The sequence below is a fragment of the Opitutus terrae PB90-1 genome (genome assembly GCF_000019965.1).
Classification (GTDB): Bacteria; Verrucomicrobiota; Verrucomicrobiia; order Opitutales; family Opitutaceae; genus Opitutus; species Opitutus terrae.
In genome coordinates this window covers 4,449,558-4,466,270 of sequence record NC_010571.1, presented here as the reverse complement: position 1 = coordinate 4,466,270, position 16,713 = coordinate 4,449,558, and the positions used below count along the sequence as shown (strand labels likewise).

22 protein-coding genes are annotated in these 16,713 nt (G+C 66.0%); all 22 read right to left on the bottom strand.

Going from position 1 to position 16,713, the window contains the following annotated elements:
- Positions 1-61: 61 nt before the first annotated feature.
- Positions 62-280: a hypothetical protein gene (locus OTER_RS25900; protein WP_148218165.1), complete on the bottom strand. Its 219-nt coding sequence runs from the start codon at positions 278-280 to the stop codon at positions 62-64.
- Entirely contained in the window at positions 277-846 is a 570-nt protein-coding gene (locus OTER_RS17345) for a hypothetical protein (RefSeq protein ID WP_012376238.1), read from the bottom strand. The genes OTER_RS25900 and OTER_RS17345 overlap by 4 nt, the downstream gene beginning before the upstream one ends.
- A 63-nt stretch (positions 847-909) precedes the next feature.
- Positions 910-1,395 carry a hypothetical protein gene (locus tag OTER_RS24355; protein ID WP_012376237.1) on the bottom strand — a complete coding sequence of 162 codons (486 nt, stop codon included), beginning with the start codon at positions 1,393-1,395 and terminating at the stop codon, positions 910-912.
- A gap of 5 nt (positions 1,396-1,400) precedes the next feature.
- The gene (locus tag OTER_RS17335) at positions 1,401-3,065 is read right to left on the bottom strand and encodes a hypothetical protein (RefSeq protein ID WP_012376236.1); all 1,665 of its coding nucleotides are present in this window, start codon (positions 3,063-3,065) and stop codon (positions 1,401-1,403) included.
- A gap of 2 nt (positions 3,066-3,067) precedes the next feature.
- On the bottom strand, positions 3,068-3,499 hold the full coding sequence (locus OTER_RS17330) for a hypothetical protein (protein WP_012376235.1): 432 nt from the start codon (positions 3,497-3,499) through the stop codon (positions 3,068-3,070).
- Positions 3,500-3,503: 4 nt separating this feature from the next.
- Positions 3,504-3,923: a phage tail fiber protein gene (locus OTER_RS17325; protein WP_012376234.1), complete on the bottom strand. Its 420-nt coding sequence runs from the start codon at positions 3,921-3,923 to the stop codon at positions 3,504-3,506.
- A 37-nt stretch (positions 3,924-3,960) separates the two neighbouring features.
- Positions 3,961-4,320, bottom strand: coding sequence for a hypothetical protein (locus tag OTER_RS17320; RefSeq protein WP_012376233.1), 360 nt, complete (start codon positions 4,318-4,320; stop codon positions 3,961-3,963).
- A 37-nt stretch (positions 4,321-4,357) separates the two neighbouring features.
- Complete coding sequence (locus OTER_RS17315; RefSeq protein ID WP_012376232.1) at positions 4,358-4,861, bottom strand: hypothetical protein; 504 nt, start codon at positions 4,859-4,861, stop codon at positions 4,358-4,360.
- A 164-nt stretch (positions 4,862-5,025) separates the two neighbouring features.
- Positions 5,026-5,520 (bottom strand): hypothetical protein, encoded by a 495-nt coding sequence (locus OTER_RS17310; protein WP_044891850.1) that lies wholly within the window; start codon positions 5,518-5,520, stop codon positions 5,026-5,028.
- A 173-nt stretch (positions 5,521-5,693) separates the two neighbouring features.
- Positions 5,694-6,278, bottom strand: a complete 585-nt coding sequence (locus OTER_RS17305) for a hypothetical protein (RefSeq protein WP_012376230.1) — start codon at positions 6,276-6,278, stop codon at positions 5,694-5,696.
- A 137-nt stretch (positions 6,279-6,415) separates the two neighbouring features.
- Complete coding sequence (locus OTER_RS17300; RefSeq protein WP_148218164.1) at positions 6,416-7,636, bottom strand: hypothetical protein; 1,221 nt, start codon at positions 7,634-7,636, stop codon at positions 6,416-6,418.
- A gap of 40 nt (positions 7,637-7,676) precedes the next feature.
- Entirely contained in the window at positions 7,677-8,135 is a 459-nt protein-coding gene (locus OTER_RS17295; RefSeq protein ID WP_012376228.1) for a hypothetical protein, read from the bottom strand.
- Between the two features lie 188 nt (positions 8,136-8,323).
- Positions 8,324-9,367, bottom strand: coding sequence for a hypothetical protein (locus OTER_RS17290; protein WP_012376227.1), 1,044 nt, complete (start codon positions 9,365-9,367; stop codon positions 8,324-8,326).
- 47 nt (positions 9,368-9,414) lie between these two features.
- A complete protein-coding gene (locus OTER_RS17285) occupies positions 9,415-10,152 on the bottom strand; it encodes a hypothetical protein (protein WP_012376226.1) in 738 nt (245 codons plus the stop codon).
- Between the two features lie 28 nt (positions 10,153-10,180).
- Positions 10,181-10,330, bottom strand: a complete 150-nt coding sequence (locus OTER_RS26275; RefSeq protein ID WP_012376225.1) for a hypothetical protein — start codon at positions 10,328-10,330, stop codon at positions 10,181-10,183.
- Between the two features lie 114 nt (positions 10,331-10,444).
- A complete protein-coding gene (locus tag OTER_RS17280) occupies positions 10,445-11,812 on the bottom strand; it encodes a hypothetical protein (RefSeq protein ID WP_012376224.1) in 1,368 nt (455 codons plus the stop codon).
- Positions 11,809-13,446 carry a phage portal protein family protein gene (locus tag OTER_RS17275; RefSeq protein ID WP_012376223.1) on the bottom strand — a complete coding sequence of 546 codons (1,638 nt, stop codon included), beginning with the start codon at positions 13,444-13,446 and terminating at the stop codon, positions 11,809-11,811. The genes OTER_RS17280 and OTER_RS17275 overlap by 4 nt, the downstream gene beginning before the upstream one ends.
- Positions 13,443-15,008: a terminase large subunit domain-containing protein gene (locus tag OTER_RS17270; protein WP_012376222.1), complete on the bottom strand. Its 1,566-nt coding sequence runs from the start codon at positions 15,006-15,008 to the stop codon at positions 13,443-13,445. The genes OTER_RS17275 and OTER_RS17270 overlap by 4 nt, the downstream gene beginning before the upstream one ends.
- Entirely contained in the window at positions 15,005-15,721 is a 717-nt protein-coding gene (locus tag OTER_RS17265; RefSeq protein ID WP_012376221.1) for a hypothetical protein, read from the bottom strand. Before OTER_RS17265 ends, OTER_RS17270 begins: the two co-directional genes overlap by 4 nt.
- Complete coding sequence (locus OTER_RS17260) at positions 15,721-16,125, bottom strand: hypothetical protein (protein WP_012376220.1); 405 nt, start codon at positions 16,123-16,125, stop codon at positions 15,721-15,723. Before OTER_RS17260 ends, OTER_RS17265 begins: the two co-directional genes overlap by 1 nt.
- Positions 16,122-16,379, bottom strand: coding sequence for a hypothetical protein (locus tag OTER_RS17255; RefSeq protein ID WP_012376219.1), 258 nt, complete (start codon positions 16,377-16,379; stop codon positions 16,122-16,124). Before OTER_RS17255 ends, OTER_RS17260 begins: the two co-directional genes overlap by 4 nt.
- Positions 16,376-16,711 carry a hypothetical protein gene (locus tag OTER_RS17250; protein WP_012376218.1) on the bottom strand — a complete coding sequence of 112 codons (336 nt, stop codon included), beginning with the start codon at positions 16,709-16,711 and terminating at the stop codon, positions 16,376-16,378. The genes OTER_RS17255 and OTER_RS17250 overlap by 4 nt, the downstream gene beginning before the upstream one ends.
- Between the last annotated feature and the right edge of the window lie 2 nt (positions 16,712-16,713).

Here is a 16,713-nt window from a genome sequence, read left to right as displayed (position 1 = left end):
CTTCGCTCCCAGTGGGAAGTGTTAAGTTGAAGTTTAAGGACGGAGGTCTGAAGGCAGAGACTTACACTCTAGACTTCACACTTTGACTTTCGCTGCGTTCGCGGCGCTCGGCGCGCTGAGCGAGCGCGGCGTCGTGGAGCCGCTCATACGGCGTGCGGTCGTCGAGAGACTTCTGCAGGCGGCGTTGCATCGATTTTGGATCGGTGGTGTGCGTGACCTCAAGCTGGTCGAGCTGCGCTTCGGTGCGGCGCTTGCGCGCGCGATCGCGTAGCGCGATCAACCAGCTGAAGGGCTGGTCGAGGAGTCGCTCGCGGTCGATTTCGCCGGCGTCGAGAGCGCAGTCAGTGAGGAGATCAAGGAGCTGCTGAGTCTTTCGACGAAGGGCGCGAGCACCTCCTCGCTTTCCAGGAGCAGCGGCATCTTCCACTCCTTGGCGGCCACCAGCTGCTTTCCGGTCTCCGCCGCCGGCGTAAAATTTATTTCATCACCCGCCTTTCCGAATAGCTTGCGGGCCGAGGCGGGCGTGAGGTTGTCGGCCCAGCCGGCGGGCACGGGCCAGTAGCCCTCGGGCACGCTGACGTCGGGGAACCGCGCCTGCGCGCGGATCTGCTCGAGCTTCGGCCAGGACTTGCGCTCGAGCGGCTTCTCGCCGTTGGCGGGATCGCCGGCGCGCACGTAGAGGCAGAGCTCGAGCAAATCGCCGATGCGATCGGCGCAGCGGAAAACAAGCGGGTGATAGCGGGCGGGCAGTTCGCGAATGAAGACGCCGACGCGCCGGCCGCCGAACAGCTCGGCGGTTGCCGGCTCGCCGGCGAAGAAGACCTGGAGAGGAGTGGGCTTGGGCATGGCTGGCGTCTCGCCAGGCGAGACGAGTTGAGAGCTGAGAGCTGAGGGTCGAGAGCCGTCCGGTCACGGATTCGGCGGCGGGACGTAGACGGGAAGCGTTGCGATGAAGTCCTCGATCGTCGGCAGCGGATCGCCGGACTGATGCGCGCCGAGCGCCGCGTAGCACGCGGCCCACACCGACGACCGCCACACGAGGTAAGCGTTGCCTTCGGCGGCGAACGGGTTCTCCGGCGGTGCGGCGTAGGAGCAGGCGGAGAGGATGTGGTCGTAGCCGTCCTGGCGCGCACGCGCGTCCATCCACGCTTGCACGGCGGCGACCACCGCGGCGGAGAATTGCGCGACCGCCTGAGCCTCGCTCGGTGGGGCCAGGGCGGCGGAGATATCGGCTGCGGCGTCCTCGGAGAGTTTCGGCGCGATGTTGGCGGCGCTCGGGTTGAGGCGCGTTACGCCATCGGCGGCGAGGAAATCGAAGACGATTTCTGTCTCGGTCACCTCGAGACAACCAACCGTCTGGCCAGAAGGGAGTGTATAAACGGCGAGGTAGTCCATGGCGGTTAGGCGCGTTTGCGCAGGCTGAAGTTGAACGTGAGGTTGTCGGCGCCACTCGTGGCGACGGCACGAAGCCGGCGGCGCGTGTCGAGTCCGCCGTCCGCGGGATAAGCGAGCTTCGTCCCGCCGGCCGGGATCGTCACTGCGGCCATGAGGTCGGTGTGATTGGTGCCGTCGGAGAGCTGGACCTTGACGTCGACGGCGGAGCTGGCGCCGTTGTTCGTGATCTGGATACAGTCGATATCCCACCCAGCGAAAAGCATGTCGGCGGACTGGATCAGGTAGGCGGCTGTTCCGACGTTGACGTTTTTGGCGCGGACCTGCGGGCGGCGCTTGCCGTCGACGAGCACGGACGCGCCGGCGGTGTGGATGCTGTCTATTCCGTTTGCGCCCATATCACGGCAGGACTGATACGACCCGTCCTGCAGTCCTGGCTTGAATGAGGGCCCAAGCGCAATGAGCGTTCCGTCGTCGATATAGATCGAAGCTGCGCCGGATTCGCTGTACGTGAGCGAAATCTGAAATCCGTCGACGCAGATAAACTCTACTGCGTACTTGGCCCACTCTGCGGTCAACACCTGGCCCGACAAGTAGGTCCCCTTAATCGCATCGACTGCGCGGACGGACACTTTCTCTCCGCCCGTGGCCCCTCGTGCCCAGAACTCAAGGCGATACCTCCAGCCAGAGACCATCCCGCCGCTGGCGAGGTTGAGCCAAACGGTCGCATACTCCGCGAAACTCGTAACGGTCAGTTTGGCCGATGCCGCTCCTGACCGGAAAACCGTAGTATCACGCAGCACCGATGACCCGCCTGTGATTGACTCACCCCACGTGGCTAGCTGGTCGGCTCCGCCGGCTCCAGCAGTCTCAAACCCGCCGTTGCGCAAAGACGGCGAAACGATTGCGACCGCACTCCCATTCCCAAGTTCGCACCACGGCGGCAATTTTCCGCTTAGTGCGTGAGTCGTGCAGTCGGCGTCGCTCAGCACCGCATTGATCGGTGCGAACACGATGAACCGGCCGCCCGCGCGCGTCGCACCGCCGCGCGCGCCAATCGAGAAATAGGCCGCGGGATGCGCGTAAGTCCATGCCGGCGGGGACGCGCCGTCGGCGCCTTCGCGGCTCGCGGCTACCGGCGTGCCGTTGACGACGAGCGAGAAGTCGTTGCCCGCGAAGTTCCGCCGAAAATGCAGCAGGGTCGGAAGCCCCTTCAGGTAGGTCGTGACAAAATTGTCGTATTCCTTCCGCCGCGTGTTCGTGCCCCATAGTGACGTGATCTCGATATTGAGTCGGCCCGTGTTGGTCAGGTAGGCGAGGACACCAGCGTCCCCCGTCGTGAGTGGATCGGAGTTAGCGCCGAAACCGACGATGCTCACAGAACCGGAGGGGTTCGCGCTGGGTGGATCGAGCCAAAGCAAAGGGAGTGTCCAGTCGGACGCGCTAACATCGCCGGGGGCGCCCAACGCCCAGAAGAAACGCGCCCCAGCGGTGGCGCCATCAAGATAGATCGCATCACGGAGAGCACGCCCGCCGCCGATGTGGTGTCCAAGGGCGGCGGCAACAATCCCGAGATCGGCACGCCCCGGCAAATCGGGGTCGCGCATGAGGTGGAGGATGTCGGTCGCGCGAAGGTCAGACGTACGCGTTTTGGAGTTGAGAGAGGTGGCCATGGCTAACGGTAGATTTGGATTTCGGTGCCATCGCCCCAGCCGGCGGCGGTGCCGTCGGCCCAGAGGAGCGTGGACTTGGCGCGCGCGCCGGTGACGATGGTGATCGAGCCGAGCGCCGGCGTGGACTCGGCGACGCCACGCCGGGCCCGGCGAGCGATCGCGGCACATTGGGCTGCGCCGGCGACGACGTCGGACACGACGCGGCGCCCGCGCCGGGCAATGGCTGAGATCCTGGCAGAGAGCGTCAACGCCGGCACCACGCGGCGCACGCAGCCGGCCGCCGTTGAGATCGCGCCGGAGAGCCGCACGACGGGCGCCACGCGGCGCACCGTGTGCGCGGCCGCGGTCACGCGGCCGTAGGCGGCTACCAGCAGACCAGGCGCCGCGAGGATCCAGCGCGGCGTGACCTGCTTGATTGTGCCGGTGAGATACACGGACTCAGGCGGCGTTGTTGAACTCGAGCGACGCGGTGTTGGCCGCGACGAAGTAGGTGTCGAGCGCGGCCACCGTCTTCGGCGCCGGCGCGTAACCGATCGGCGTGCCGCCGACGGCTTGCTCGTAGATCGCGAGGCCGACGATATCGATCGTGCCCACGTGGTCGGCCGGCAGTTCGGCGAAGGTGAGATCGGTGGCAATCAGCTTCTGGCCGTTGGCGGACGCGGGGAAGTTTACGGCGTTATTCGTCTTCTGGAGACGCGCAAGGCCGGTCCATGCGGCTTCGACCACGCCGGAGCCGTCGGCAGCCGGAGCGGTGGTGACGGGTGCGAAGTAGAGATTGGCAGCGCGGGCACGGTCCGGGCCGCCGAAGGAATGATCGAGCGAGCTGTTGCGGAAGGCGGTGGTAAAGAAACCAGACATGGCGGGAGGTTGGGTTGAGGTTTACAGGTAGGGGGAATCAGCGGCCGTGACTCGGGAGCACCTCCAGGCGGAGAAAGAGCCCGTCAGGCGTCGAGCGATGATCGCCGGCGTCGGAGACGACCACCTCGAGCGAGTAGATCTGGGAGCGATCGAGCTCGCCGATGGCGGCGCGCGAGAGGTGGATAAACGCGCGGCCGCGCACGGCGCTGTGCGTGATCGCCTCGCCGCTGCGCGCGGTGAGCACGACCGGGGCATCCTCGAGCGGCGCATCGGTCCAACGCTTGATCGTGGCCTCGACGAGGCAGCCATCAAGGTCCATGGCCGCACCGTCACGGGCGATGTCGATCTGCCACGTGACGGTGTTGCCGAGTCGGACTTGGAGACGCGGGAGGCGCATGGGTGGATAGGCTATGAATGACTCGTGTGCTCCGGCTTTACGTCGCGCTGTCGATCGAGAGGATGACGTCGCCGTCTTTCATCGCCTCGACCACGATCGTGGCGGAGGTGCCGGCGTCGTCGCCGCCCTCGGCCGCGAAACGATTCTGGCCGTTCTGCCGGTAGAACGCGCACGGGAAGGCGTCGGTGACGATCGCGCTGTCGCCGGCGGCGTCGTCGTAATCGCACACCCAAAGCTGCGCGGTGTGCGTGTCGATCACCGCCGTCATCTTGCCGGCGAGCAGAGTGACGACCTTCTTGAACTCCTTCGTCTCGACGATGAACATCTCCGTCGCGCCGATACGCTTGACCTTGCGCGTGCGCTTGACGCCGGTCGCGTCGGGAAACTTCGCGCGCAGGATCTCGTTGTTGCCGTCGTAGTCGACGAGCTTCGACTTGAGGTTGACGGGGGTCGGCTCGGCGCCGGGCGGCGTGAGCTGGAGGATCGACGTGTGGCCGATGACGATATCGGCCGCGGAGAATTCGACTGCGGGTCTGGCCATGGGAGTTTAGTTGAGGGTTGAGTGTTGAGGTTCGGGTTTCGGAGATTCAGACCTTGGACACAGAGGTCACGGAGGCCCGGACCGAGAGCACGGAGCAATCCACCAGGCCTTGCTCTGTGAACTCTGTGGGGTGTGCTCTGTGGCTCATGTTCGGATATTGGGGTTCAGCCGACGGAGATTTTTTCGCGGCCGGCATAGGTGGTGAACGGCTGATCCCAGCAGGTGCGTCCGTCGTCGCCGCCGCGCGGATCGTAGAGCTCGAGGATGCCGCCTTCCTGCGGCAGCAGCACCACGCCAGGCAGCGCGAGCGACTGGCCGCTCAGCGCGGCCACTACGCGCTCCTTCAGCACGAGCACGCCGAGATTGTCGGGTCCGCCGATCAGCGCAGCCTGTTCGCTCGGCACCCATGCGCGATCGCACAGCAGCAGTGAAAAGTCGGTGTCGCGGTGCGACACCACGGATACGGCATCCCGGCCCCCGGCGTTCTGATAGGCATCGCCTCCGGGCACGATGAACGCGCAGCGCTGCTCCTGCGTGGCGAAGAGATCGTACAGCGCCTTCTGTGGGCTCTTCGTGTTGTAGAAACCCACCAGATCGAACATCTTCGCCCCGTGATCGTTGGCCGCGTCGTGCGACAGCGCCTCGAGCGCAGCCTTCACGGCTTCCAGAAGTGTGACTGTCGATACGTAGGGCACTAGCTAGTTGAGAGCTGAGAGTTGAGAGTTGAGAGCCCGAACCTAGACACAGAGCCGAGCCGGAGGACCAAACAGAGGACACGGGAGCAAGGCATTGCTCTGTGCTCTCTGTGTCGGAGCTTTGTGTTCTCTGTGGCTCATGCTTGGGAGCTGGTCTCGCGCTTGAGGAACGTGGTGATGCCGACGCGCACCTCGCGATAGATCTCCACGCGATACGGCAGCGCGCGCGGATCGGCCGTCTGAGTGACGCTCTTTACGAGCTTGTAATAGAGCCTTAAGGCCCGGTCCTCGCGGCGGGCCAACCACGCGCGGCCAGGCCCGACCAGGACGAACAAACCAGGGATCAGCTTCGCCCGCGGCGAGCCGGCGATCTTGGCCTCCGGCCGCAGCGGCAGCGCGAGGTTCTGCCGGCCGGCGGTCGGATAAATCTTTCCGCCGTGCACCTTCATCGCAAGCGCGGGATCGGAGATGGAGATCTTTGCGGCCACATCGTTGGCGCCGGCGAAGGCCGTGGCGCGGCGGATCCGCGACCAGAAGTGCGATCGCGGCCAACCGCGCTTGTTGCCCTCGGCATCGCGCGCCGTGAAGTGCCGGCGCAACAGTCGCTCCACGCGGCGACCCACGGCCGTCATCAGGGGCTTGCGCCGGCCCGGCGCCACGCGGTTGTAAAGCGCGTTCAGGACCGGCGTGGCGGTATTGGCGATGACGGTGGCGCGGATCATGTCGCTGACGCGAGTTGAAGGTTGAAAGTGTAAGATGAGGTGCTAGGTTACCGATGCGCGTCGGTGGGTGCGGTTCGGCCGTTCAGCCAGGAGCTCGACAGAGCACCAAGGCAGCCGGCGGCGATGGGAGGCGGAGCTCAGGTTCCGCCTCCTTCCTCTTTTTTGACGTAGAGCGTGCGCAAGCCCCACCGCGGCGAATGCGCCGCGCGATCGTACACCACCGCCACGACCTGGCCGGCCACGTGCTTACGCAGCTCGAGCGTGCCCGGCGTCTTGCCCGGCAGCACTTCGTCGGGGCTACGCCACACGTGGGGCACGAGCTTGAAATCGCGCGCCATGATCGGCCGCTGATCGGCGCGAGCTTCCGTCGGGCCGTGCAGGTTGTGCGCGTGGCGAATGGAGTCGGCGTCCAGGTGCAGGTGTGCGTCCGTGAGATCCACGCCCGCCTGTTGCGCGGCCGCGATCGTCTCGCCCGTGGCCTCGCCCAGGTCGAGCGACCATTTCACGGCCGGATCTGCGATCGCCCGCTCGTAGAGCTTAGCGATGCGATCGCCCTGCCAGGTGATCTTGCCGTCGCGGCCGACGTCGACCTGATCGCCGAAGATCTGTTTGAAGCCCTCGAGCACCGCCGGCGAGGCATCGGGGATCTTCGCCTGCAGCCCGGCATTGAAATCCTTGGCCGTAGGCTGCACCACGTCGTCGGGCTTCATCACGCGGAGTTCGATCGCCTCGTCGTAGAAAATGTCCTCCACCCCCATGCCCGAGCCGTATTTGAACGGTGGCCACGGCCGGCCGAAGTCGGAGATCTTCGTCCAGATCGGATCGTCCTTGCGCGCGATCATGCGCCCGTCGTAGAGCGTGCCGCCGGCGTCCTGCCAGATCTGCTTCCAGTTGCGCTCCTCCTCGCGCGACTCCACACGCACGAGCTCCTGACACGGTGCCGCGGCGAGGCTCTCCGGGTCCTGGCCGATCAGCCACCGGCCGTGCTCCATCGCGTCCTCGACCTGGAAGTCGTAGATGAGATTCAGCCTGCGCTGCGATGTGATGTCGGTGATCCGCCCGGTATCACCTTCCTTCGCTCCGAGCTGCTCGCGCATGTCGGCGACGAACTTGTCGCGCGACATGAAGGCGCGGCCGGCATCGCGCGACGAGAGGTCGAGCGCCTCCTGGATGTTGCCCTGCATTGTGACGACGGTGCGGATGTCGTCGACCTTGGCGGAGAAGAACGCGCGATCGCTCAGCCCCACCGCGACCTCCTGCCACTCGGCCGACGACAGCTTCGCGGCGATCGGAGTCTTGGACTCGATCCGCTGCACCGCTTCGTCGAGCGGCATGGGCTTGGTGAGGGAGAAGGGCACGATCTAGTTGAGAGCTGAGAGTCTAGAGCTGAGAGCCGGATCAGAGGGCGCCGAGGGTATGGCGCGTAGAGAGGCGTTTGGTTTTCTTGGCGACCGAGATTCCGCTGGCTGGGGCCTGGGCAGTCGCGGCGATCGCGGTATCCGGCGCGTCGACGGGCCAGTCGCCGTCGCGGAGCTGCTCGAGGCGCTTCTGGTAGGTGCTCTCGGCCTTGTCGTCGGTGTCGCTCCAGGTGCGGCCGAGGCGGAGCACCATCTCTCGGGCGATCTTCCCGATCGCGAGCGGCTTCAGGTTGCGCGCGAGCTTCGTCTCGTCGGCATCGAGTTTCGTCGGCGATTTGAAACCGATGCAGCCGCGGATTTCGTCGATCGTGTCCTGGATCAGCTTTGGCAGCGGATCAGGCTGGCCGATGGCGAGCGCCTTGCGGCGCACCGCTTCGACGAGCTCGGCGTGCCGGGCGTCCTCGAGGTCGCGGATGATGATGGGTTCCCAGGCACTCATGTCAGACTTTGGGCACGGAGGTCACGGAGCGCTGACACAGAGGCCACGGAGCAAATGCACCCTGCCTTACTCTGTGCTCTCGGATCGGGCTCTCTGTGTTCTCTGTGTCTCACTGTTTGGGTTTGGTTCGTGGGTTCTGAAAGGCCCTGCAACGCCGTCGCCCAGGGCCTCGCTAAACGCACGCTGACCTAGCTGACGGTGAACTTCCGGATCGCGAGCGTGCTCGTGATCTTGACGAGCTCCTGGTAGCTCACGACGATGCCCACCAGATTGATCGAGATCGGGGCGATGAACACGCGCACGAAGTTGCCCGCGCCCTGCTCGCCCTCGCCGTATTTCGCCACGAACGCCTTGATGTTGCTCGCGTCGTCGACGTCGGCGCCGTCGACCGCGTGGAACATGTGCACCGTCGAGCCGACGATCTCCGTCTTCGCGGCGTCGGTCGACTGGTAGCGCTCGCGCGACACCATCACGCGATCGACCATGAAGGAGCCGGCGAGATCGCTCTCGTTCATCGCGGCGCTGGCGTAGCCGCCCGCGTTGTCCTGGGCGCGGTAGGCCTGCTTGCGCAGGATCCAGGCGGAGTGCCCATACACGACGCGGTTGAAGCCGACGCCGTTGATGTTTAGCGCGAGCTTCTGCTCGTTCTCGACGTCCATGTCGGGATCGGCGCTCGAGCCCCAGGTCTTGCCCGTGTTGGTCGCGGCCGCGTTGATCAGCGCCACGGCACGGCGCAGCCGGTTGCGCTCCACGCGGCGCAGCAGCCGGGCCACCTTCTTCTGCTCCCAGCCGCTCTGACCGCGGACCGATCGCAGATCGACCACGAGCATTATGCCGCGATCGGGCACCTTGGCCACGACCTTGGTGCGCTTGTCGGGCTCGATCCGTTTGTAATCGGCGCCGATCGCGCTGACGTCGTCGTCGTCGGTGCCGATGAACTCCTCGGCGTTGATCGCCTCGGAGTATTCGAAGAACGGCGGCACCTCGACCTCGGGCGCAAACACCCGGCGCGTGGCGCTGATGTCGCTGGGGTCGCGCCAGCCGACGGCGTAGGTGGTCAGGTGCTCCTGGAAATAGTTTTCCTGGAAGCGCGATTCGTTGGCGAGGTAGATCTCGCCGGGCTGGACGCTGCCGCCGCCGTGATCGATGAGCTCGAGCGGCGCGGATTCGATGGCCTGCAGCCGGGAGAGAAACGCCTTCTGCTGCAGCAGGGAGCGAGTGATTTTCTTCACGTGATGGAAAATTTGGAGTTGATGAACGAGGGTTGAAGCAGCCGCGATTATTCGGCGAGGACCTTCACGAGCGCCGGCGTCGCCAGCGCGGCCGCCAGCGCGTAATAGTCGGCCTGCAGTTTGCCGGCCTCGGCGAGCAGCGCGTCGAAGTCGGCCTTGGTGGGATTGACCGCGGTCGAATTGAGCGCGGCGATCGTGCCGTCGGCCGTCTGGGTGGGCGCGGCGATGACGACGAGCTTGATCGGCTTGCACGGCAGCACCTCGACCTTGCTGTTATTGCCGGCGGCCGCGGCGCGCGTGCGGCCCACGAGGTAACACGTGCCGGCAACTGCGGGCTCGTTCTGGATTTTTCCCCCGTCGGCCGTATAAACATCCACGTCGGCCGCGAGCGCTTCGCTTGCGACCATCAACCTGGGTTTTCCGTTGGTGAGCAGGTCGACCTCCACGAGCTCCTCGGCGGCGCCAGCTTCGTCGGGCACGGTGCCGAGCGGGCAATCGTCAGCGGCCGCTACGGCGATGTGCGTGGCGTCGGAGCCCACCGCGAACAGCAGATGCCGGGTGGCGATCGCCGCGTCGGTGTAGAGCGCCGGGTGCGGATGCGTGCCCTCACCGATGTTCGCGAGATGGAGCGTCGGAGCCGGCGGATTACGAAAGCCCTTCGACCAGGAGACGAGCAGCCAGGTCGCGGCGAGCAGAGCGAGCGCGATGAGCGCGATTTGAAGAACGATATGCATGCGGAGCTGAGTTGAGAGTTGCCCCTCCTTCGCCGAGGCTACGGAGGGCATGGAGTTGGGGGTTGAGAGCTGGCTGGTACTACTTCTTCGCCGGCTGTTTCTTCGCTTCGGCCGCGAGCGCGGCGTCGTGCTCTTCCTGGGCGGCGATGACAGCGAGCGCCTGCTCGCGCGTGAGGCCGGCGCGGATCTTTTCGCGCACCAGCTTTTCCTTGGGATCGAGTTCGGGCATGGGGAGGTGAGTTGAGGGTTTCCTCCTTCGTCCCGCGGGCGCGGGACTACGGAGGACAGGGAGGGTTGGATCTATTGGCTGGTTTGGAGAAGGGGTTCGGAGATCGTGAAGGGCTCAGGGCTCGAGCTTGAAGGCCGCGGGGTTCTTCTTCTGCGCGCGGGCCCAGGCCGCATCGTAGCGGTCCTCGGGCGGCAGCGCCTTGATGTCAGTCTCCTCCATCGCGGCATTCACCAGCTCGAGCTGCGTTTGCTGGCGCGACTGCGCTTCGGCGCTGCGCTGCTTGAGCGCGCCGAGACCCGAGGCCGTCTTGAAACGCGCCTCGCGTTTGTCGACCTCGACCGCGGCTGCGGCGATGTCGGCGCTGTTCACCAGGGCGAGCTCCTCCTCGTCTTTCTTCGCAGCCTGCACGCGGCCGGCGACGATCGCGGACGCGATCACGTGGCTCGCGAACGCTTTCCGCGCAGCCGTGGCCTTCGTTTCCGCCGCGGCAAGCTTGCCGGTGAGATCGGCCTTGGTGTTCGCCAGCTCGAGCTTCTCCGAGGCGAGAGCTGAGAGCTGAGAGTTGAGAGCCGTCACCTGGCTCTTGACGGTGGGGAGTTCGGTCGCGGCCGCGTTGGCGGCGTTGAACTTCGGCAGCGCCTGATCGACGACGGCACCAGCCGCGTCGTCCGTGGCGTCGGGAGCGAGGGTGAAGCCCATCGCGGCGAGCAGTCGGATCAGATGTTTGTTCATGGTTGGGTTTTCCGAATCGTCGGAAAGGATTTCGCGGCCGGCATTCACCAGGGAGAGGCCGTGGATGTTGCCGCGCGGCACGAGGCCGATGGACTTGAGGCGGAACGGCGCGACGATCGGCGTGCCGTCGCGCTCGCCCACCGGGCGCGTCACCCAGTAGGGCGAGAACTCGCTCCAGCCGGACTCGATGTCGGTCTCGCCGAGCTGGTTGATCACCGGCCGGAAGCGCAGCCCGCGATCGGTGACCTGCATATCGCCGATGCCCCCTCGCTCGCGCTTGTCCGGAAAACGCTTCGCATAGTTGGGCGCGTCGGGATGCCCCTTGAAGATCGGCAGGCCGACGACCGCGCGCTTGATCCGGCCCCAGAGGCTCTTCGCCTCGGCAACGATCCGCTCGGCATCCTCGCGGGCGAAACGCTGGATCACGCCCTTCTTCGCGCGCTCGGCGAGGGCGACGTCGGCCGCATTGCTGAGGTCGAGCTTCGCCGGTTTGCCGGAGTGGCGGCTTTCGCCGTAGGGGATCAGCGCCCAGCCGTCGTCATCGAACTCCAGCTCGTTGCACAGCCCGAGGATTTCGGCGGAGCCGGCCGGCGGCTCGGCTTCGTTGGCCAAATCGAGATCGCCGGCGGGGATTAATCCTGCCTCAGGGCACCCCTTAAGGCGCTTTAAGGAGGCTATCCGGGCCGCGAAGTTGGAAAACCCGTATGCCAGGATAGGCAAAACGCGTATAAGCGAAAGAAACGGTTTCATCGTTGGGTAGCGTTTGGGGTGGAGGCAGAGGCCAGCCCGGAGGCGAAGGCCGGGCCCAGGGTAAGCTCGATGGCCTTGGCAAGGACGGGGTCGGCGAGGATCGGAGCGGCCAGCTTGGGCAAATCCGCCTGGAGCTTGCGCAGCGCCGCGGCGTAGGCGGCCGGCGTGTCGGCGCGCTTGAGCGCGGCCACCCGCTCCAGGAGCGGCGCCGCCCGCTCGCGCTGGGCGTCGGAGAGCGCGACCAGGGCCCGGTCGCGGAACAGCGTGCCCAGCGCGCCCTCGGCGGCATTGGCGGCCGCGAAGGTGGAGGAAAGTTGAGGGTTGAGAGCTGAGAGTTGAGTGCCGAACCCAGGAACTCCGAACCCGGAACCCGGCGCCGCCGCGGCGCTGGCCTGCAGCACGGCTTCGCCGTCGGCGGGCGCGGGCACGCCCAGCTCCTGCCGGGCCCAGTCGGCGCCGACTGGCACCCCGCGATCGACCAGGATCTCGATCTTCGCCTTGGTCACCGTGGCGTCCTTCGCCTTCGGGATGACGATCTGCAGGTAGGCCAGCGGCTCCTCGTCGAAGAGCTCGCGGATGATGAAGCGCGAGATCTGCCGCACCGATTCCTCGATCATGAGCGCATCGTCTTCCTCAAATGCCTCGGCGGCCTCCGCCTGCGGCAGCGCGCCGACGGCGTCACCCTGCTGGCTCATCGTCGAGAGATCTCCGCCCACGCAGATCGACACGATCGCGCGGTCCATGCGATCGACGAGCGTCGGATAAGGCATGTTCTGCCCGCCGGCGGCTTCGACCAGGTCGATCGTGTCGTTGGTGCTGCACACTGCCGCCCACTCCTGGCCGAAGTCGGCCACGGCTTCCTGCATCGCGGCCCACGCCGGCGAATCCTTCTGCGCGCCGGTCTTGCCGAGCAGGCCGGGCATGCCGAATTTTTCCGAGTAGGCCAGCCAGTCGACGAGCGACATTTGCTTGAAGCAGCGGGCGATCGCCAGCGGCTGCATCAGCGCCTCGTCGGCGACCGTGACGAGCCATTCGTTGTCTGCCATCGGCTGGCCTTCGAGCGCGTATTGCTCGCGCAGAAAGCGGAGCCGGCCGGTGGAATTTTCGAAAAACCACAGCGGCACGTGATGCGCGGTGAACGTCATCTGCGGCCGGCCGTCGACGAGGCGCGGCTGGAAGACGAGCTCGTGCACGGCGTATTGCACGCCGAGCGCCTCCATCATCTGCCGAGCCAGGAGCCGCCAGCCGCCGCGCTTGTTGAGGTCGAGCGCATGCGCGGCCGTGCAGTTGTCGTAGGCGTATTTGAGCGCGGCCTGGTGCAGCTCTGCGCGGGCCTTGGTCGCGTCCTCGAGCCCGTCGTTGATCTGGATGACATAGCCACGCCGCGAGACGGCCTTGCACCGCTTCGGCCACGCGACCGCGATGCGATCGTCGCGCCGCGGCAGCGCATCGGCCGTGAGCGCAAACTCGCGCAGGCTGCCGGCGTCGAACTGCTCGAGCTGGCGCGACAGCACCTCGGGCGTGAGCCGCAGGCGCGCGAGCCGCGAGCGGCGATAGCTCTTCACCATTTCCGGCGTGATGTGCACGCTCGGCGCCGCGCCGGACGGATTGGCCGTGTTCGATTCCGTGCTCACAGGGTCACCGCCTTCTTGTCCAGGAGCCGCCGGCGCATGCCGTCGCGGCCGCGGTGCGCACCGCGCACCGGCGAATAGGCGAACGGGACTCCGCCACGCACGCTCGCGCGCACCGCGAGCGCAACCGACCAGAAATGATCGGCGTGCCCGGCTTCGTCGCGCACCGCAGCGATTGAGACGCGTCCGCTCGGGCTCACGAGCTTTTCGGGCTTCCGCAAATCGTCGCGCAGCTCGGGATCCATCGGGATCTCGATGCGCTTGTCCTCGAACACGCCGAGCAGCTCGGTCGCCATCAGTTCGGTGACCGGCGCGGTCTCGCCCTTTTTACCATCGGCGCGCAGCTTGAGGCTGATCGGCTCGCTCGACCCAAAATTCACACCCCGCACGTTGCCACCCCACGGCTCCTCTTGGGCATACTCGACGAGTCCTAGCCCAAGGCCGGTCATGTCGATCTCGGCCGAGCGGAACTTCGGCAACTTGCAGATCTTCTCGAGCTCGCGCTGCTGCGCGGGCAGGCGCATGTTTTCCATGCGCAGCATGGCGACCACGCGATAGCCGCTGCCGATCCGCTCGATCACGGTCTGCACGGAGAAGTCGCGCTTGCGGCCGACGTCCTGGCCAAGGAAGAGATCGCCAATAGTCTTCGTGCGCAGCCGCTCGATCGTGGCCTCGCTCCATTCCTGGTGCTCGATGGCGATGCCCTCGCGCTCCGCTGCGCTGATCAATTCCTGGGTGAGCAACGCGCTCGCCTCGTCATTGAACTCGCCTTCGTAGTTTTGGTCGTAAGCACGTTTGTCCGAGGCTTCGGCCCGCGCCTGGTCGGGCGTGATCTCCTCGCCCGTAACGACCGAGTAGATGCGGATCTCGCCACGCTTCCAGGCATCGCTGCGGCGCATCCGATAATACGGGATACGCCCCTCGGCGATCAACTGGTAGAACATGTTTCGTCGGCCATTGCCCGTGCTCGAAATCCGGCACAGGAACTCGGGGTTCGCGGAGATGATCGGCTCGGCGGCTTCCCAGATCGCTCTGGAGTCCTGGTGGAACGCGAACTCGTCGAGAATCAGATCGCCCGAAAAACCGCGCGCGGTGCGCGGATTCGCGGCTAGCACGATGATGCGCCCCAGCTTTTGACCGACCTGCAGCCGCACCTCGAACCGCATCAGCTCGAGCTTCGCGTCCTCGGACATTGTTTTGTCGTCGGCGAGTGCTTCGCGGTTTCCGTCCTCGACGAACGCCTGCCCGAGTTTACGGCACACCTCGTGCACCTTCAGCACGAACTCGCCACCATTCGCGCGCGAGTTGCTGAGCACCGTGACTAGCCAGGTGTCGTGGGTCTGAAGCTGTTTGAGCAACCGATCGACCGCCCAGCCGGCGAGCGTCGTGCTCTTGCCGATTTGCCGCGACCAGTGGAGGATCGCCGTCTTGGTCGTGTGGTCATGAATGACCGGCAGCTGGTAGCCGCGATAGTGCAGCAGCGTGGGGACCATGCCGCCGGTCGCGACTGCGATCGCAGCGACGGCGACGGCCGCCTTGGCGAGTTTCTTCGCAGCCTTGGTCACGACGCGTGCTCCTTCTTGCCGCCGCGGTTCGGCCGCTCATCGAGTTGCTCGAGCGAGCGCACGCCCGCGGGCGTCTCGCCGAAGAGACGTTTGCGCGCGCGCTCGAGCCGCTCCGCATCGTCGATCGTCTTGTCGCCTGCGATCGCGCCGAGCTGCTTCACGTGGGCGAGCGCTGCTTTCGCCGCGTCGAATTGCGCCGCCTCGAGTCTCCGCTCTAGCACCCGCACCGCGCGTTCAGCAGTCGCGCGCCTCGCTTCGCTGTCCGTCAATTTCCGCTCGAGGTCCTGCTGCTGCCGGCGGGAATTTTCCCGCATCGAGATCGACGCGCGGAGTTTCGTGAGCTGGTCGACGATGTACTTGACGTCGACCTCGCCATCCTTGGCGCCGACGAGCTGGTCCTGCAGCTCGATCACCATCGCCTCCTCGATCGCGTCGAGTGGATGCACGCCGGCGCCGGCGGCCGCGCACAACGCCTCGCGCGTCTCCCGGCCGGCGTTGACGCGGGCGACATAGCGGGCGAACGGTCCATCGAGCACGGCCTTCGCCGCCATCGGCGACGGTTTGCCGCTCTTGCTCGTCGGCGACGTGACCCCGTAGCGCACGAGCACGGCCTGCACCTGGACGAGCGTCGGCTTCGCGGCAAGCGCCCGCAGCTCGGAGCAGAACGCGGCGAACTTCTCGGCAGAGAGTTGTTGCTCGGCCAGCGTGGGCATCAGAGTGAGCCGCTTTCCTGCGGGGCGACGGAGAGGTCGCCGCCCCGCAGGGTTCTTTGAGCAGCCGGTCCAAGCGCCGCGGGGTCCAGTCCGCGGAAGGAACGCGCGCCGCCGGCGCGCGAGTGAAAGTCGGAAGTGTAAAGTTTAAGTGGGCCAGCTCTCAGCTCTGAACTCTCAGCACTCGCCGCAGCTTTCGCTCGCGCGGGCGGCATGTAGAAAACCGTTACGCGTTCGGCGAGCGTGATCAGCGCCCACGCGAACATCCCGAGCAACACCAGCAGCGCGGCCGCGAACCACAGCAGCTGCCGGTTGTGGCGGCGCAGATCGGCCACGTGCTCGAGGTGCATTTCCTCGATGGCGATCGCGCGATCGCTCTCGCGCTCGATGTCCGCGTCGTCGCTCATGCGAGGTTCTTTTCGCGGAGCACGAGCACGCCCTGCTCGGCGAGTTTCCATCGCCAGCCGGCGAGCTTGGGTTTCCACGACAGCACCCAGCCGGAGTTCGCGAGCTCGCGCAGCGTGACCTGCAGCTCGGGGAGCGTCAGCCGCGGCCAGCCCTCGGCGATCGCGCGCTGCAGCAGCCGCGCCTCCGAGCAGCCGATTTCGCCGTCGGCGTGGAGACTGAGCAGGAGGAAGATGGCGAGTTGTTCGTCGTTCATGACTCGATGCGCGGCAGACGGAGAAGGACGCGGTCCATCTTGTCGTCCAGATTGGTGAGCTGCTTGCCCAGTTCTTCAGTTTTTACCTCGAGGCGCCCCTGGCCCACGCGCAACTGGTCGATGTCTTTATGGATGTCTTTCCGCGAACCAGCCTGTTTCGTGAGGTCGTCGGTGAGCCGCTTCTCGATCTTCTCAACCTCATCGCGCGTGATGTATTCCCGATGCAGCGGCGGTTCGCGGTGAAACAGCGACTTCACCGCTGCCGCGAGTGCTACCAGCACGATCAGGCATCCGATGAAAACGCCGATCTGCGTGAAGCTGACGGTTTCCATTC

Coding starts and splice junctions, on each gene's coding strand:
- OTER_RS17280 (WP_012376224.1), bottom strand. CDS start 11,812: ATGAAACCGTTTCTTTCGCTTATACGCGTTTTGCCTATCCTGGCATAC.
- OTER_RS17295 (WP_012376228.1), bottom strand. CDS start 8,135: ATGAGTGCCTGGGAACCCATCATCATCCGCGACCTCGAGGACGCCCGG.
- OTER_RS17315 (WP_012376232.1), bottom strand. CDS start 4,861: ATGGCCAGACCCGCAGTCGAATTCTCCGCGGCCGATATCGTCATCGGC.
- OTER_RS17265 (WP_012376221.1), bottom strand. CDS start 15,721: ATGCCCACGCTGGCCGAGCAACAACTCTCTGCCGAGAAGTTCGCCGCG.
- OTER_RS17285 (WP_012376226.1), bottom strand. CDS start 10,152: ATGCCCTCCGTAGCCTCGGCGAAGGAGGGGCAACTCTCAACTCAGCTC.
- OTER_RS17345 (WP_012376238.1), bottom strand. CDS start 846: ATGCCCAAGCCCACTCCTCTCCAGGTCTTCTTCGCCGGCGAGCCGGCA.
- OTER_RS17255 (WP_012376219.1), bottom strand. CDS start 16,379: ATGAACGACGAACAACTCGCCATCTTCCTCCTGCTCAGTCTCCACGCC.
- OTER_RS17325 (WP_012376234.1), bottom strand. CDS start 3,923: ATGTCTGGTTTCTTTACCACCGCCTTCCGCAACAGCTCGCTCGATCAT.
- OTER_RS17320 (WP_012376233.1), bottom strand. CDS start 4,320: ATGCGCCTCCCGCGTCTCCAAGTCCGACTCGGCAACACCGTCACGTGG.
- OTER_RS17250 (WP_012376218.1), bottom strand. CDS start 16,711: ATGGAAACCGTCAGCTTCACGCAGATCGGCGTTTTCATCGGATGCCTG.
- OTER_RS17305 (WP_012376230.1), bottom strand. CDS start 6,278: ATGATCCGCGCCACCGTCATCGCCAATACCGCCACGCCGGTCCTGAAC.
- OTER_RS26275 (WP_012376225.1), bottom strand. CDS start 10,330: ATGCCCGAACTCGATCCCAAGGAAAAGCTGGTGCGCGAAAAGATCCGC.
- OTER_RS17260 (WP_012376220.1), bottom strand. CDS start 16,125: ATGAGCGACGACGCGGACATCGAGCGCGAGAGCGATCGCGCGATCGCC.
- OTER_RS17335 (WP_012376236.1), bottom strand. CDS start 3,065: ATGGCCACCTCTCTCAACTCCAAAACGCGTACGTCTGACCTTCGCGCG.
- OTER_RS24355 (WP_012376237.1), bottom strand. CDS start 1,395: ATGGACTACCTCGCCGTTTATACACTCCCTTCTGGCCAGACGGTTGGT.